At 63.4% G+C, this 12,734-nt stretch carries 14 protein-coding genes; 9 read left to right on the plus strand and 5 right to left on the minus strand.

What is annotated here, in order from left to right:
- Positions 1-23: 23 nt before the first annotated feature.
- From SDENCHOL_RS07505 to SDENCHOL_RS07515, 3 genes are all read right to left on the minus strand, one after another.
- Positions 24-893, minus strand: a complete 870-nt coding sequence (locus SDENCHOL_RS07505; protein ID WP_231912937.1) for a polyprenyl synthetase family protein — start codon at positions 891-893, stop codon at positions 24-26.
- Positions 894-1,007: 114 nt separating this feature from the next.
- On the minus strand, positions 1,008-1,271 hold the full coding sequence (locus tag SDENCHOL_RS07510) for an exodeoxyribonuclease VII small subunit (protein WP_154716666.1): 264 nt from the start codon (positions 1,269-1,271) through the stop codon (positions 1,008-1,010).
- Positions 1,272-1,293: 22 nt separating this feature from the next.
- Positions 1,294-1,503: a hypothetical protein gene (locus tag SDENCHOL_RS07515; protein ID WP_154716667.1), complete on the minus strand. Its 210-nt coding sequence runs from the start codon at positions 1,501-1,503 to the stop codon at positions 1,294-1,296.
- Here SDENCHOL_RS07515 and glyQ point away from each other — a divergent pair.
- The 9 genes from glyQ (at position 1,502) to hslU (ending at position 10,756) form a co-directional block, all read left to right on the plus strand.
- Positions 1,502-2,428: a glycine--tRNA ligase subunit alpha gene (gene glyQ, locus SDENCHOL_RS07520; RefSeq protein ID WP_154717397.1), complete on the plus strand. Its 927-nt coding sequence runs from the start codon at positions 1,502-1,504 to the stop codon at positions 2,426-2,428. The genes SDENCHOL_RS07515 and glyQ overlap by 2 nt on opposite strands.
- Positions 2,425-4,479 (plus strand): glycine--tRNA ligase subunit beta, encoded by a 2,055-nt coding sequence (gene glyS / locus SDENCHOL_RS07525; protein ID WP_154716668.1) that lies wholly within the window; start codon positions 2,425-2,427, stop codon positions 4,477-4,479. Before glyQ ends, glyS begins: the two co-directional genes overlap by 4 nt.
- A 113-nt stretch (positions 4,480-4,592) precedes the next feature.
- Complete coding sequence (gene gmhB, locus SDENCHOL_RS07530; protein WP_154716669.1) at positions 4,593-5,126, plus strand: D-glycero-beta-D-manno-heptose 1,7-bisphosphate 7-phosphatase; 534 nt, start codon at positions 4,593-4,595, stop codon at positions 5,124-5,126.
- Positions 5,127-5,144: 18 nt separating this feature from the next.
- Entirely contained in the window at positions 5,145-5,921 is a 777-nt protein-coding gene (locus SDENCHOL_RS07535) for a lysophospholipid acyltransferase family protein (RefSeq protein ID WP_154716670.1), read from the plus strand.
- Positions 5,866-6,378, plus strand: coding sequence for a YgjP-like metallopeptidase domain-containing protein (locus SDENCHOL_RS07540; protein WP_269458631.1), 513 nt, complete (start codon positions 5,866-5,868; stop codon positions 6,376-6,378). Before SDENCHOL_RS07535 ends, SDENCHOL_RS07540 begins: the two co-directional genes overlap by 56 nt.
- The gene (locus SDENCHOL_RS07545) at positions 6,375-7,193 is read left to right on the plus strand and encodes a M48 family metallopeptidase (protein WP_154716672.1); all 819 of its coding nucleotides are present in this window, start codon (positions 6,375-6,377) and stop codon (positions 7,191-7,193) included. Before SDENCHOL_RS07540 ends, SDENCHOL_RS07545 begins: the two co-directional genes overlap by 4 nt.
- A 168-nt stretch (positions 7,194-7,361) precedes the next feature.
- A complete protein-coding gene (locus SDENCHOL_RS07550) occupies positions 7,362-8,627 on the plus strand; it encodes a hypothetical protein (RefSeq protein WP_154716673.1) in 1,266 nt (421 codons plus the stop codon).
- Positions 8,628-8,779: 152 nt separating this feature from the next.
- The gene (gene hslV / locus SDENCHOL_RS07555; protein ID WP_154716674.1) at positions 8,780-9,316 is read left to right on the plus strand and encodes an ATP-dependent protease subunit HslV; all 537 of its coding nucleotides are present in this window, start codon (positions 8,780-8,782) and stop codon (positions 9,314-9,316) included.
- Positions 9,317-9,403: 87 nt separating this feature from the next.
- Positions 9,404-10,756, plus strand: a complete 1,353-nt coding sequence (hslU, locus tag SDENCHOL_RS07560) for an ATP-dependent protease ATPase subunit HslU (protein ID WP_154716675.1) — start codon at positions 9,404-9,406, stop codon at positions 10,754-10,756.
- A gap of 15 nt (positions 10,757-10,771) precedes the next feature.
- Here hslU and SDENCHOL_RS07565 read toward each other — a convergent pair whose 3' ends face one another.
- Entirely contained in the window at positions 10,772-11,377 is a 606-nt protein-coding gene (locus SDENCHOL_RS07565; protein ID WP_154716676.1) for a response regulator transcription factor, read from the minus strand.
- Positions 11,374-12,666: an ATP-binding protein gene (locus SDENCHOL_RS07570; RefSeq protein WP_231912938.1), complete on the minus strand. Its 1,293-nt coding sequence runs from the start codon at positions 12,664-12,666 to the stop codon at positions 11,374-11,376. Before SDENCHOL_RS07570 ends, SDENCHOL_RS07565 begins: the two co-directional genes overlap by 4 nt.
- Positions 12,667-12,734 lie beyond the last annotated feature (68 nt).

Raw genomic sequence — 12,734 nt, forward strand, 5'->3', positions numbered from 1 at the left:
GTGCGCTGTTCGGTATCGGATGGTCAGAATCTGCGGTCGCAGATGTAGTCGGTCAGCTCGGTCAGGCGGCGCGCGGCATCGCCGAAACTGCTCAGGGCGGCATGCGCTTCGCCGCGCAATTCGGCCGCCTTGGCTTTGGCTTGCGACAGGCCGAGCAGGCTGACGTAGGTCGGTTTGTTGTGCGCGGCGTCCTTGCCGGCCGTTTTGCCGAGTGTCGCGGTGTCGGCTTCGCTGTCGAGGATGTCGTCGATGACCTGGAACAGCAGGCCGATGATCTTGGCGTAGTGATCCAGGTGGCGGCGTGCTTCATCGGTCAGCGGTTTACCGCAGGTGGCGCCGAGCAGGACGGCGGCGCGAATCAGGGCGCCGGTCTTGTGGATGTGCATGAATTCGAGTTCGGCCAGGCTCAGTTGCTGGTCGACTGCCGCCAGATCGATGGCCTGGCCGCCGGCCATGCCGCGCGAGCCAGCCGCCTGGGCGAGCAGGTACAGCATTTCGAGTTGGCGTGCCGCGGTGTGTTCGTTGTTGCCTGATGGCTGTTCCGCCAGTACCTGAAAAGCCAGCGACTGCAGAGCATCGCCGACCAGCAGCGCGGTGGCTTCATCGAATTCGACATGGCAGGTCGGTTTGCCGCGCCGCAGGACGTCGTCGTCCATGCAGGGCAGGTCGTCATGCACCAGCGAATAGACGTGGATCAGCTCCAGGGCGGCGGCCGCGTTGTCGAGCCGCTGCGGTTCGGCCTTGCTCAGTGCGCCGGCGGCATGGCAGAGCAGCGGCCGGACACGCTTGCCGGCGCCCAGGGTGGCGTAGCGCATCGCCTGATGCAGGCGTTGCGGTGCAATCGTGGCCGCCGGCAGCAGGCGATCGAGCGTCTCTTCGCTGCGTTGCTGCATGGCGGCCATCCAGGCGGGAAAATCCATATCAGGCCAAGTTGGGATGAGGAGCCGCAGTCACAGTCACGGTACGGCGATCGGATATCGGATCAATGCAGGTTGCGGATTCAGTCTTCAGTTGCTGCCTGATCCGCCATCACCGCTGGCGGCGGCAGGCGCAAAGTTGCGCAAGACGTTGTTTTCCAGGAGTTGCAATTTCTGTTCGGCCGCGTCGAGGGTTTCCTGGCAGTATTTGAGCAAGGTGATGCCGCGTTCGTAGGAGGCCAGGGATGCTTCCAGCGGCAGTTGACCGGCTTCCATGGCCCGCACGATGGTTTCGAGCTCGTCCAGGGCGGCTTCGAAGGAGGCGGGTGCAGCGGCGGGGGCGGGCTTGGCCATGGCAGATAGGGGTTGCGAGTGGTTACAAATCGGGCCAACCAGCAACCCGGCGCGCGAGCTTGGAAAAGGGGGGAAAATAACGCATTCCAGTGTGTCTGGTCAAACCTCGGGCAAGCGCGGACATTCTCTTGCGCAGCCATGAAGCCGCTCCCTGTTCTGGCACGCCCTGTCTGATTCCCGCTAAAATCACGGCTTCACGATTTTGAATACGGGAAGCATCGATGAGCAGCATGAGCGGTACGCCCACTTTTCAGGAAATCATCCTGCGCTTGCAGCAGTTCTGGGGCGAACAGGGTTGTGTCTTGTTGCAGCCGTATGACATCGAGGTCGGTGCCGGCACTTTCCACACGGCGACCTTTCTCCGCGCGCTCGGCCCCGAACCATGGAAGGCGGCCTATGTGCAACCGTCGCGGCGTCCCAAGGACGGGCGCTACGGGGAGAATCCCAACCGCTTGCAGCACTATTATCAGTACCAGGTGGTGCTGAAGCCCTCGCCAGCGAATATTCAGGAGCTTTATCTGGATTCGCTGAAGGCCCTGGGCATCAATACGGCGGAGCACGACATCCGTTTCGTCGAGGATGACTGGGAATCGCCCACCTTGGGCGCCTGGGGGCTGGGTTGGGAAGTCTGGCTGAACGGCATGGAAGTGACGCAATTCACCTATTTCCAGGAAGTCGGCTCGCTGGTCTGCCGCCCGGTGCTGGGTGAAATCACCTACGGCATCGAGCGTCTGGCAATGTACCTGCAGGGCGTGGAAAACGTCTTCGATCTGGTGTGGACGCCGGGCGTGACCTACGGCGACGTCTATCACCAGAACGAGGTCGAGCAGTCGAAATACAACTTTGAACATTCCGACGTCGACTGGCTGTTTGCCCAGTTCGGCAAGTTCGAATCGGAGGCCAGGCGCCTGATGCAATTGAATCTGCCCTTGCCGGGGTTCGAGATGGTGATGAAATGCTCGCACACCTTCAATCTGCTCGACGCCCGGGGCGCCATTTCGGTGACCGAGCGTGCCGCCTACATCGGTCGCGTGCGCGCCCTGGCGCGTGAAGTGGCGCAGGCCTACTACGATGCGCGGGAGCGTCTGGGCTTCCCGATGTGCAAGGATGGCCAGGCAAGGCCGGCAACGAGCGCAACGGCGGAGGTGGGCGCATGAAAAACACCTTGCTGATCGAACTGCTGACCGAAGAGTTGCCGCCGAAATCCCTGGCGCGCCTGGGGCAGTCGTTTCATGAACAGTTGCGCGGCATGCTGGTGGATGCCGGTTTCATCGCCGCACAGGAACAGGGCCGCTGGTTCGCCACGCCGCGCCGGCTTGCCGTGCAATTTGCCGACGTGCTGGCAGCCCAGCCGGATCGCACGGTCGAACGCAAGGGGCCGGCCGTTGCCAGCGGCCTCGATGCGGATGGCAAGGCGAGCAAGGCGCTGGAGGGCTTCATGCGTTCTGCCGGCGTGGCCTTCGAACAACTCGAGCGCGTGCATGACGGCAAGGCGGAATATTTCGTCGCCCGTCAGCACAAGGCGGGTGAATCCATCGATCTGCATCTGGCAGGCATGGTCGAAGCTGCGCTGAAGAAACTGCCGGTGGCCAAGCTGATGCGCTGGGGCGCGGGCGAGGCGCAGTTCGTGCGTCCGGTGCATCGTCTGACGATGCTGCATGGCGCGCGCATCGTGCCGGGCAGCGTGCTGGGCCTGGCGTCGGGCAATGTCACGCTGGGCCATCGCTTCATGAGTTCGGGAGAGATCGTCATCCCGACGGCCGATGCGTATGCCGATACGCTGCGCGCGGCAGGCAAGGTGATCGCCGATTTTGCCGAGCGCCGCGAGATGATCCGCGCGCAACTGCAGCAGGCTGCGGGCAAGCTGCAATGCCTGGAAGACGCGGCGCTGCTCGACGAGGTGACGGCACTGGTGGAATATCCGGCGGTGTATGAAGCCGGCTTCGATGCCGAGTTTCTGGACGTGCCGCAGGAATGCCTGATCCTGACGATGAAGGCCAACCAGAAATACTTTCCGTTGTTCGAGCATGGCCGCTTGAGCAATCGTTTTCTCGTCGTTTCCAACATGCAGGTGGCCGATCCGGCGAACATCATCGAGGGCAATGCCCGGGTCGTGCGCCCGCGCCTGGCCGATGCCAAGTTCTTTTTCGAGACCGATCGCCGCACGCCGCTGCAGCAGCGGGTAGCCGATCTTGGTCGGGTGGTTTATCACAACAAGCTGGGCACGCAACAGCAGCGCGTCGAGCGCCTGGTCGCCATCGCGCGGCGGATTGCCGTCCTGCTGCATGGCGACGTGGCCCATGCCGAGCGCGCTGCGCTACTGTGCAAGGCAGACCTGACCAGCAACATGGTCGGTGAGTTTCCCGAGCTGCAAGGTACGATGGGGCGCTATTACGCCTTGCACGATGGCGAGCCGGCGGTGGTGGCCGATGCCATCGAGGCGCATTACCGGCCGCGCTATGCGGGCGATGCCCTGCCGCAGGGCAATGTGGCTTGCGCGGTGGCGCTGGCCGACAAGCTGGATGCGCTGGCCGGGCTGTTCAGCATCGGCCAGGTGCCGACCGGCGACAGGGATCCCTTCGGCCTGCGCCGGGCGGCGCTGGGCGTATTGCGCATCCTGCTGGAAACGCCGCTGCCATTGCCGCTCGACGAGCTGATTGCCTGCGCCATGGAACTCAATCGGGGCCAGGCCGCAGCAGCCGACCAGTTGTTCGATTTCATGCTGGAGCGCCTGCGCGGCTTGCTGCGCGAAGCCGGGCACGAGCCGAATGCCGTGGATGCGGTGCTGGTGCTGAAGCCGACGCGCATCGATCTGGTCACTGCCAAGCTGGACGCCGTGCGAGTCTTCTCCGTGCTGCCCGAGGCCGAGGCGCTGGCCGCCGCAAACAAGCGCATCGTCAACCTGCTGAAGAAGGCCGACGTGACCGGTCTCGGCAACGAGGCCGATGTCGTGCTGCTGCAGGAGCCGGCGGAAAAGGCCTTGTTCGAGCAGGTCGTCGCCATCACGCCGCATATCCGTTCGCTGGTGGCGGCCGAAGATTACACCGGCGCATTGACGCTGCTGGCCGGTTTGCGGGCTGCCGTCGACCGATTTTTTGAAGACGTCATGGTCATGGCCGAGGAAGCGCTCATCCGCCAGAACCGTCTGGCCTTGTTGAAACAGTTGGCCGGCCTGATGAATCAGGTGGCGGATATTTCCAGGCTGTGACGCGTGAGGAGACAGGCGCCGGCGGCAAGGCCAAAGACTGAAAGCCGGCGCCGACGCGCGGGCGGCGGGTGCCGTTCATTCCCCGGTCTTCACCCTCATCCCTGGCCGAACCAATGAAACTCATCATTCTCGATCGTGACGGCGTCATCAATCATGACTCCGATCAATTCATCAAATCGCCGGATGAATGGCGGCCGATTCCGGGCAGCCTGGCGGCAATCGCGCGCCTCAATCAATGGGGTTATCGGGTGATCGTGTCAACCAATCAATCCGGCGTCGGACGCGGGCTGTTCGATATGGATACGCTGAACGGCATTCACGACAAGATGGTGAAAGCCGTGGCGCAGGAGGGCGGGCGCATCGATGCCGTATTTTTCTGTCCCCATACCAATGCCGACCAATGCACGTGCCGCAAACCCAAACCCGGCATGCTGCAGGAGATTTCTGCGCGCTACAACACGGATCTTGCCGGTGTCCCCGTCGTTGGCGATTCCCTGCGCGATCTGCAGGCCGCCGTCGCCGTGGCTGCGCAGCCGATCCTGGTGCTGACCGGCAAGGGCCGTCAGACCGCCGAGGATCCGGAATTGCCGCCAGGCACCCTGGTTTTCTCCGATCTGGCAGCGCTCGTTGCGCGGATTACGGCTTGAGGCATTGACGGTAGCGATATGAACTATTTGCGTTCCGTGGTCTTTTTGCTGGTGATGCTGGTGGTTACGCCGCCGTATGCCCTGCTGATGATTTTCTGCTTTCCCCTGCCGCATCGGCTACGCCGCTACAGCGCCGTGCCCTGGGTGTATTTCACGATCTGGCTGATCAAGCATCTGCTTGGCATCGATTACCGGGTGCTGGGGCGTGAACACATTCCGGACGAGCCGGTCGTGATTCTCGCCAAGCATCAGTCGGCCTGGGAGACGGTCGTGCTGCAGCAGATATTTCCGCTCGCATTGTTCGTCTGGAAGAAGGAGCTGCGCTGGCAGATTCCTTTCTTTGGCTGGGCGCTGGCGGTGATCCCGATGATCGCCATCGATCGCCAGGCAGGCAAGCATGCATTGCGTGATCTGGTGCGCCAGGGCAAGCTGCGCCTAAGCCAGGGCTATCCCATCGTGATTTTCCCGGAGGGTACCCGGACGGAGCCGGGCCAGCACCGTACCTTCAAGACGGGTGGCGCGCACCTTGCCGTCAAGGCCGGCGCCAAAGTGCTGCCCGTGGCGCTGAACTCCGGCGAGCTCTGGGGGCGCAATGCCTTCTTCAAGACGCCGGGTACGATCACGGTCAGCGTCGGGCCTGCGATTTCGACCGCTGGCCTGCGCACGGCTGAAGTGAATGCGCGCGCCGAAGCGTGGATCGAGGCTGAAATGGCACGTATCAGCCCGCATTTGTACCGTCATGAGATCGCGCAAGATACGCAAGCAACGGAATCCGCAGCTCGATCTGTGGGTTGAGCCGCGTCGGCTCGATCCGGCAGAACGTTGGTGCGACGGCATGCGTTTGCCTTTTCTGGGCGGTGATTTGACGCTCTGCCTGACGACTGCGCATGAAATGGCCGCAATCGAGGGCGAAACCCTGCATCTGCCCTTGCCGCCCGGCGCCACGCCACGCCAGATTCAGGATGGCGTCGAGGCTTGGCTGCGGCAGGAAGCCGCCGTGCTGATCGCTGCCGATCTGGCGGCGGCAGCGCAACGGACGAACGGCGCCGGCACCTTGCCGCAATGGGCCTTCTCGTTTGCCGCGCAGGGCGACTGGGTGCAGTTGCATGCGGATGGTTCGTTGCGCTTCAACTGGCGGCTCATTGAATTGCCGCGCGCCGACATGGCGCGGATTGTCGCTGCCGCCGCCGCGGATCTGGCAGCGCGCCATGCCACCGCCGACCTCTGGGAAAACGATTTGCCGGCGCCATGAGCATGGATTTTTTTCAGCAGCTTTCCCTGTTTTCCGTGCCCGGCCGCGCGCCGGATCGGCCGGCCACGACCCCCGCGCCTGGACAAACGCCGCCGAAAGCGCCCCGGCAGCGCCACCTGCATCTGGGCAATCAGATCGTCGCCTATACCCTGCGTCAGGGACAGGGCCGGCGGCGGCTTTCCATGACCATCGACGAACGCGGTCTGATCGTTGGCGCGCCGGCACGCACCACCCTGGCCGAGATCGATGGCTTCATCCATGCGCATGCCGCATGGGTGCTGGCCAAGCTGGCTGAATATACCGAGCGCCACGCGCGTCGTCATCTGACCATCCGGGATGGCAGCCACATTCCGCTGCTGGGGAATGATATTGCGGTTCGTATCGCCATCACCAGCGGCAGGATGCGCGCGCACTGGCATGATGAGCACGTCCTGCTGGAGGTTCGGGCGGAAGCCGGTTGCGATGAGCATGCCGCGATGCTGCGCCGCGTCCTGCAGCGTCGCGCGCTGGCCTTGTTCGCCGAGCGCAGCGCGCATTACGCTCGGCGGATGGGACGGTTGCCGCCGCCGCTGGCCTTGTCGAATGCGCGCACCCGCTGGGGCAGTTGCAGCCTGAAGAGCGGCATACGCATCAACTGGCGATTGATACATCTGCCGCTCGAGTTGATCGATTATGTGATCGTCCATGAGCTGGCGCATCTGGTCGAAATGAATCATGGCGCGCGTTTCTGGGAGCTGGTTGGTAGCCTTTATCCGGATTGGCAGGATGCGCGCGATGAACTCAGGCAGCGCGGCGGAAAATTGCCGATACTGTGAGTAGTGGGGCGGGCCGGTTTTGCATGCTGTCGCGGGTTGATGGAGTTCATTGCACGATGGTGGCGGTTATGCTAAAAGTTGCCGCTTGCATTTGGTAATACGAGCAGTATGAGTAGTGCGCTGACGCAGTTGCCGGCGTGATCAACGTTGCACGGGCGGGATAGATTCTTGATGGCCAACTCATCAGCAAAGACTGCGCTGCCGGCAGACGCAGCAGATGCTCCGGTCTCCGTGTCGGAAGACGATGACCTGTTTTCGCTCGACTTCACGAAGCCGGAAAAACTCGCGAAGACCACCGTACCACAGCCAGTCCAGACCGCGGCCAGCCTGACGCTGGAGCCGCTCGAAGATGCGCTTCCAGCGGTTGCGCCCTCTCCTCCGGCAGAGTCTTTTCCCCTGGTGCGGCTGGATCCGGCCACGGAGGCGGCGGCACTCGCGTATTCCGCAGGAGATTTGGCGGAGGCCCGCAGGACGCTGGAGACGGCGTTACAGACCGGCACGGCCGGCGAGGCGCATTGGCTGATGCTGTTCGAGGTATATCGCGCCATTGGCGATCAGGCGGCTTTCGATCGGCTGGCGCTTGAATACGTCAATACCATGGAGAAGTCGGCGCCGGCATGGCACAACGACAGGCCGGCGGCCAGAACACCGCTTGTCCGGCCTGCGGATGGGCGGGCCTCGGTGGCGCTGAACGGCTCGCTGAACGCCCGCTGTGCGCCACAGTTCGCCAAATTGATGAGCGTGACCAAGACACGTTCGCTGCTGCGGCTGGATCTGGGGCGGATACAGGATGCCGACAACGGCGGTTGCGCCCTGTTGCTCGGGTTCATTCAGTATCTGAAGAAAACGGCTTGCGAGCTGGAACTCGACGGGATGGCGTATCTGAAGGACATGCTCAAGGCCGGGATCGTGGCCGGCCAGCCCGAGAATGACGCAATCTGGCTGCTGCTGCTGGAACTGCATCAACAACTGGGCGAGGCCGATGCCTTCGAGACGCTGGCGTTGGAGTATGCCGTGACCTTCGAAGTATCGCCGCCGTCGTGGGAGCTACCAAAGCCGAAGCGCAAGAATGCGGGTGCGGGTACAACTACAGGTTCTGCGGGCGGCGGTTCTGCGGGGCTTGCCGGGACGCAGGCCGGGGCAGAGGTGCCGGCGGCGGCGACGCTGCATTTTTCCGGTGATCTGCTGAATGCTGGCGAGGCGGACTTCGCAGCGCTCAAGAGTACTGCTACCGGTGAACGGGTCATTGATCTGTTTGCCTTGAAGCGCATGGATCAGACGAGCGCCATGAGCTTGCGGCGGGTGTTGAGCGCGCTGCCGCAGGATCATGCCGGCGTGCGTCTGATCGGTTGCAATCACTTGCTTGCCGCCATGCTCGAAATGGCCGGGATCGGCCAACTGGCCCGGATCCGGATAGAGCGCGCACATCGCTGAACCCTTCGGCAGGGGCGGGCTCCACACTCCACAAGTCCGGCGCCACAAATCCCTTGGGCTTCCCATCCTCTTGAAATTCCGTGTTCCGGCATCATCTGGAGACGAGTTGGCACGGGGCCCAGCAAAAGTCTCTCAAGCATTGAAAGCAATCCATGGAACAGTATCGCGGTACCACCATACTTTCAGTCCGGCGCGGGCAGCAGGTTGCGTTGGGCGGTGATGGCCAGGTCACTCTGGGCAATATCGTCATCAAGGCCGGCGCGCGCAAGATCCGGCGGCTTTACAACGAACGCATCCTCGCCGGCTTCGCCGGAGGGACGGCCGATGCCTTCACCCTGTTCGAGCGCTTCGAGGCGAAGCTGGAAAAGCACCAGGGCAACCTGCTGCGCTCGGCCGTCGAGCTGGCCAAGGATTGGCGCACCGACCGCATGCTGCGCCGGCTGGAGGCGATGCTGGCGGTGGTCGACCGCGAGCATTCGCTGATCATCACCGGCAATGGCGATGTGCTGGAGCCGGAACAGGGCATCGTGGCCATCGGCAGCGGCGGCCCTTACGCCCAGTCGGCGGCCCGGGCGCTGCTGGAAAACACCGATCTGGCGCCGGCGGAAATCGTCGGCAAATCGCTGGGTATTGCCGGTGATCTGTGCATTTACACCAACCAGAATCATTTGATCGAAACACTTGATTGATGCACTGAGGCCTGAGGTGCAAAGGTTGGAAAACCCACGCGCCCACGCCTTGCCGTTCGCGCTTCATTCCTCACTCTTCACTGAAATATGAGCCAGATGACTCCTGCCGAGATAGTCTCGGAACTCGACAAGCACATCGTTGGCCAGGCCAACGCCAAGCGCGCCGTTGCCATCGCCTTGCGCAACCGCTGGCGGCGTGCCCAGGTGGATGAGCCGCTGCGCGCCGAGATCACGCCGAAGAACATCCTGATGATCGGCCCGACCGGCGTCGGCAAGACCGAGATTGCCCGGCGTCTGGCGCGGCTTGCCAATGCGCCTTTCATCAAGATCGAGGCAACCAAGTTTACCGAGGTCGGCTATGTCGGACGCGATGTGGATACGATCATCCGCGATCTGCTCGAAACCGCGATCAAGGACGGCCGTGAGCTGGCGATGCGCAACATGCGCCATCGCGCCGAGGATGCCGCCGAGGATCGCGTGCTGGATGTACTGCTGACGCCGGCGCGGCCGGTGGGTGGCGGTGGCGCGGAACTGCATGAGGAAATTCCGGCAGACTCATCGACGTCATCGACGCGGCAGAAATTCCGCAAAAAATTGCGCGAAGGCGAGCTGGACGACAGGGAAATCGAGATCGATGTCGCCACACCCGCCGCTCACATGGAAATCTACGCCCCGCCCGGCATGGAGGAGCTGACCCAGCAGATTCAGGGCATGTTCCAGAACATGGGCGGCGGCAAGCGCCGGACGCGCAAGCTGAAAATCCGCGAGGCATTGAAACTGCTTGCCGAGGAAGAGGCCGCGCGTCTGATCAATGACGAGGAGATCAAGGCGCAGGCGCTGAAGAATGTCGAGGAGAACGGCATCGTTTTCCTCGACGAGATCGACAAGATTGCGACGCGGTCGGACAGTCATGGCGCCGATGTCTCACGGCAGGGCGTGCAGCGCGATCTGCTGCCGCTGGTCGAGGGTACGACGGTGTCGACCAAGCACGGCATGGTAAAGACCGATCACATCCTGTTCATTGCCAGCGGCGCCTTCCATTTGTCCAAGCCGTCCGACCTGATTCCCGAGATGCAGGGACGCTTCCCGATACGCGTCGAGCTGTCCTCGCTGTCCGTGGATGACTTTGCCAGCATCCTGACCAGTACCGACGCTTGTTTGACGCGCCAGTACCAAGCCTTGCTCGGTACCGAGGGCGTCAGCCTGCGGTTTGCCGAAGACGGCATCACGCGGCTGGCCGAAATCGCTTTTGCCGTGAATGAGCGTGCCGAAAACATCGGCGCGCGCCGTCTGCATACGGTGATGGAGAAGCTGCTCGAGGACGTCTCCTACGAGGCCGAACGCTACGGCGGGCAGGAAGTGCTCATAGATGCCGCCTATGTGGACAGCCGTCTCAAGGAGCTGGCGCTGAGCGAGAATCTGGCGCGTTACATACTGTAAGCGCTTGCGAGGGCGCTAGTCCCTGACCGGATGCTTGCCCAGCTTGCGCTGCAGGGTGCGCCGGTGCATCTTGAGCGCGCGCGCCGTCGCCGAGATGTTGCCTTCGTGTTCATGCAGGACGCGTTGGATGTGTTCCCATTCGAGACGATCCACCGACAGCGGTTCGCTCGGCGGCGCCTGGCTGGCGATGCGTTCCGTCATGGATGAGGCTGCTTGCGCATCCGCCTCTGCCGCGGCGAAGCTCGCCAGCAGGGTATCCACATCGACTGGCTTGGCAAGATAGTGATCGGCGCCGAGCTTGATGGCATCCACTGCCGTGGCGATGCTGGCGTAGCCGGTCAGCAGCACGATGCGGCTGTGGGGACAGTGCTGGCGCAGCGGGGCAAGCAGCGCCAGGCCGCTTTCGTTGCCGCTGCGGCCGGCGAGATTCAGATCGAGCACGATGCGTTGCGGCTGCTCGCGTTTGGCAATCTCCAGCGCCTCGGCGGCATTGCCGGCGCCGAAGGCCACATGGCCGCGCCGGCCCAGGGCGCGGCACAGCACGGCGTTGAAGGCTGCGTCATCGTCGATGACCAGTATCGTGCGGGAGGTGGCCGTGACTATGCTTGCGGTCGGGTTCATTCTCCATTTCCTCCTTGCGCCAGCATGGCCTGCAGCGGCAGCTCGACGCGCGTCAGCGTGCCGCCATCGGCACGTGGTGTCATGCGGATGCTGCCGCCGTGACGGTCGAGCGCGGCATGCGCCAGAAACAGGCCGATGCCCGTGCCTTCGCTGCGGGTGCTGAAAAACTCCCGTCCCGCCTGGGCCAGCAGGGCGCTGTCCATGCCCGGACCGCGATCGAGGATGTCGATCCGCAGCCGGAGCGAATCCCACTGCGCAAGGATCGCGACATCTTCCGGGCTGGCATCGGCCGCATTGTTGAACAGATTGAGCAGGGCCTGCTCCAGCGTGGTTTCGATGAAGATGCGCGGTGCTGCAGCGGTGCTACCGGCTGCTGCGGAGAGTTGCAGGCGCGGCGCGACCTGGGGGCGCATGGTGCGCCAGCGCGCCACCAATTGCGCCAGCCACTGATCGGCCGCCAGCGCCTTGCCGCCTTCGGCGCGCTGCACGCCGGCACGCTCGGCCAGGCTGCTGATGATATTTTTGCAGGCGCCGATCTGTTGCTTGAGCAGTTGTATGTCGGTCTGCAGCTCGCCAGGCAGGGCCGGGTCATGCGCCAGCTCGCCGGTGATCACGGCCATGGTGGCCAGCGGCGTGCCGAGTTCATGTGCCGCACCGGCGGCAAGATTGCCGAGGGCAACGATGCGTTCGTCGCGTAATGCCTGCTCGCGCGCGGCGGCCAGTTGCCGTTCGCGCCGCCGCAAGGCGATGGTGATGCGGCCGATGAATCCGGCAATCAACAGCGCCGAGATGGCGAAGGTCAGCCACATGCCGGTCAGGTGCATCTGCATGGCCCGGTCTACATCTTCGACGGTCAGCGACAGACTGAACTTCCACAGCAAGGAGTAGGCGGCCACGCCGAGCAGGGCGATGAACCAGGCGTGAGGTGCGGGCAGCACGGCGGCGGCGATGGCAATCGGCGGCAGATAGAGCGCCGTGAGCGGGTTGGCCGGCCCGCCGGAAACCGCCAGCAGCGCCGTCAACATGGCCAGGTCGATGCCTATGTGCAACAGCAGCTCGCGCTGGTCGACCGCCGAGGGGCGGCGCAGGCGGATCCAGGTGGCGATGCTGATCAACGTCCACAGACCAAGCAGGCTGAAGGCAGGGAGCCATGGCACCAGGGTATGGAACAGCGGTCTGGCGATGATGACGACCAGGGCCAGCATGGCAATGGCGAAGTCGCGCAGCCATTGCAGGCGGCGCAGATCATCGTGACCACTGACGAGTGGCGGCGGCGGGGAGGGCTGCATCGGTACGGACGGAAAATTATTGGCGGCGATCATTGTAGTCCGGGATGACGTGACTGGATGCCGCATGC

The sequence above is a fragment of the Sterolibacterium denitrificans genome, from assembly GCF_900174485.1.
In the GTDB taxonomy this organism is placed as follows: domain Bacteria; phylum Pseudomonadota; class Gammaproteobacteria; order Burkholderiales; family Rhodocyclaceae; genus Sterolibacterium; species Sterolibacterium denitrificans.

Coding starts and splice junctions, on each gene's coding strand:
- SDENCHOL_RS07515 (WP_154716667.1), bottom strand. CDS start 1,503: ATGCTGCTCATCGATGCTTCCCGTATTCAAAATCGTGAAGCCGTGATT.
- glyQ (WP_154717397.1), top strand. CDS start 1,502: ATGAGCGGTACGCCCACTTTTCAGGAAATCATCCTGCGCTTGCAGCAG.
- SDENCHOL_RS07565 (WP_154716676.1), bottom strand. CDS start 11,377: ATGAACCCGACCGCAAGCATAGTCACGGCCACCTCCCGCACGATACTG.
- SDENCHOL_RS07510 (WP_154716666.1), bottom strand. CDS start 1,271: ATGGCCAAGCCCGCCCCCGCCGCTGCACCCGCCTCCTTCGAAGCCGCC.
- SDENCHOL_RS07570 (WP_231912938.1), bottom strand. CDS start 12,666: ATGCAGCCCTCCCCGCCGCCGCCACTCGTCAGTGGTCACGATGATCTG.
- SDENCHOL_RS07535 (WP_154716670.1), top strand. CDS start 5,145: ATGAACTATTTGCGTTCCGTGGTCTTTTTGCTGGTGATGCTGGTGGTT.
- SDENCHOL_RS07545 (WP_154716672.1), top strand. CDS start 6,375: ATGAGCATGGATTTTTTTCAGCAGCTTTCCCTGTTTTCCGTGCCCGGC.
- SDENCHOL_RS07540 (WP_269458631.1), top strand. CDS start 5,866: ATGAGATCGCGCAAGATACGCAAGCAACGGAATCCGCAGCTCGATCTG.
- gmhB (WP_154716669.1), top strand. CDS start 4,593: ATGAAACTCATCATTCTCGATCGTGACGGCGTCATCAATCATGACTCC.
- hslU (WP_154716675.1), top strand. CDS start 9,404: ATGAGCCAGATGACTCCTGCCGAGATAGTCTCGGAACTCGACAAGCAC.
- hslV (WP_154716674.1), top strand. CDS start 8,780: ATGGAACAGTATCGCGGTACCACCATACTTTCAGTCCGGCGCGGGCAG.
- SDENCHOL_RS07505 (WP_231912937.1), bottom strand. CDS start 893: ATGCAGCAACGCAGCGAAGAGACGCTCGATCGCCTGCTGCCGGCGGCC.
- glyS (WP_154716668.1), top strand. CDS start 2,425: ATGAAAAACACCTTGCTGATCGAACTGCTGACCGAAGAGTTGCCGCCG.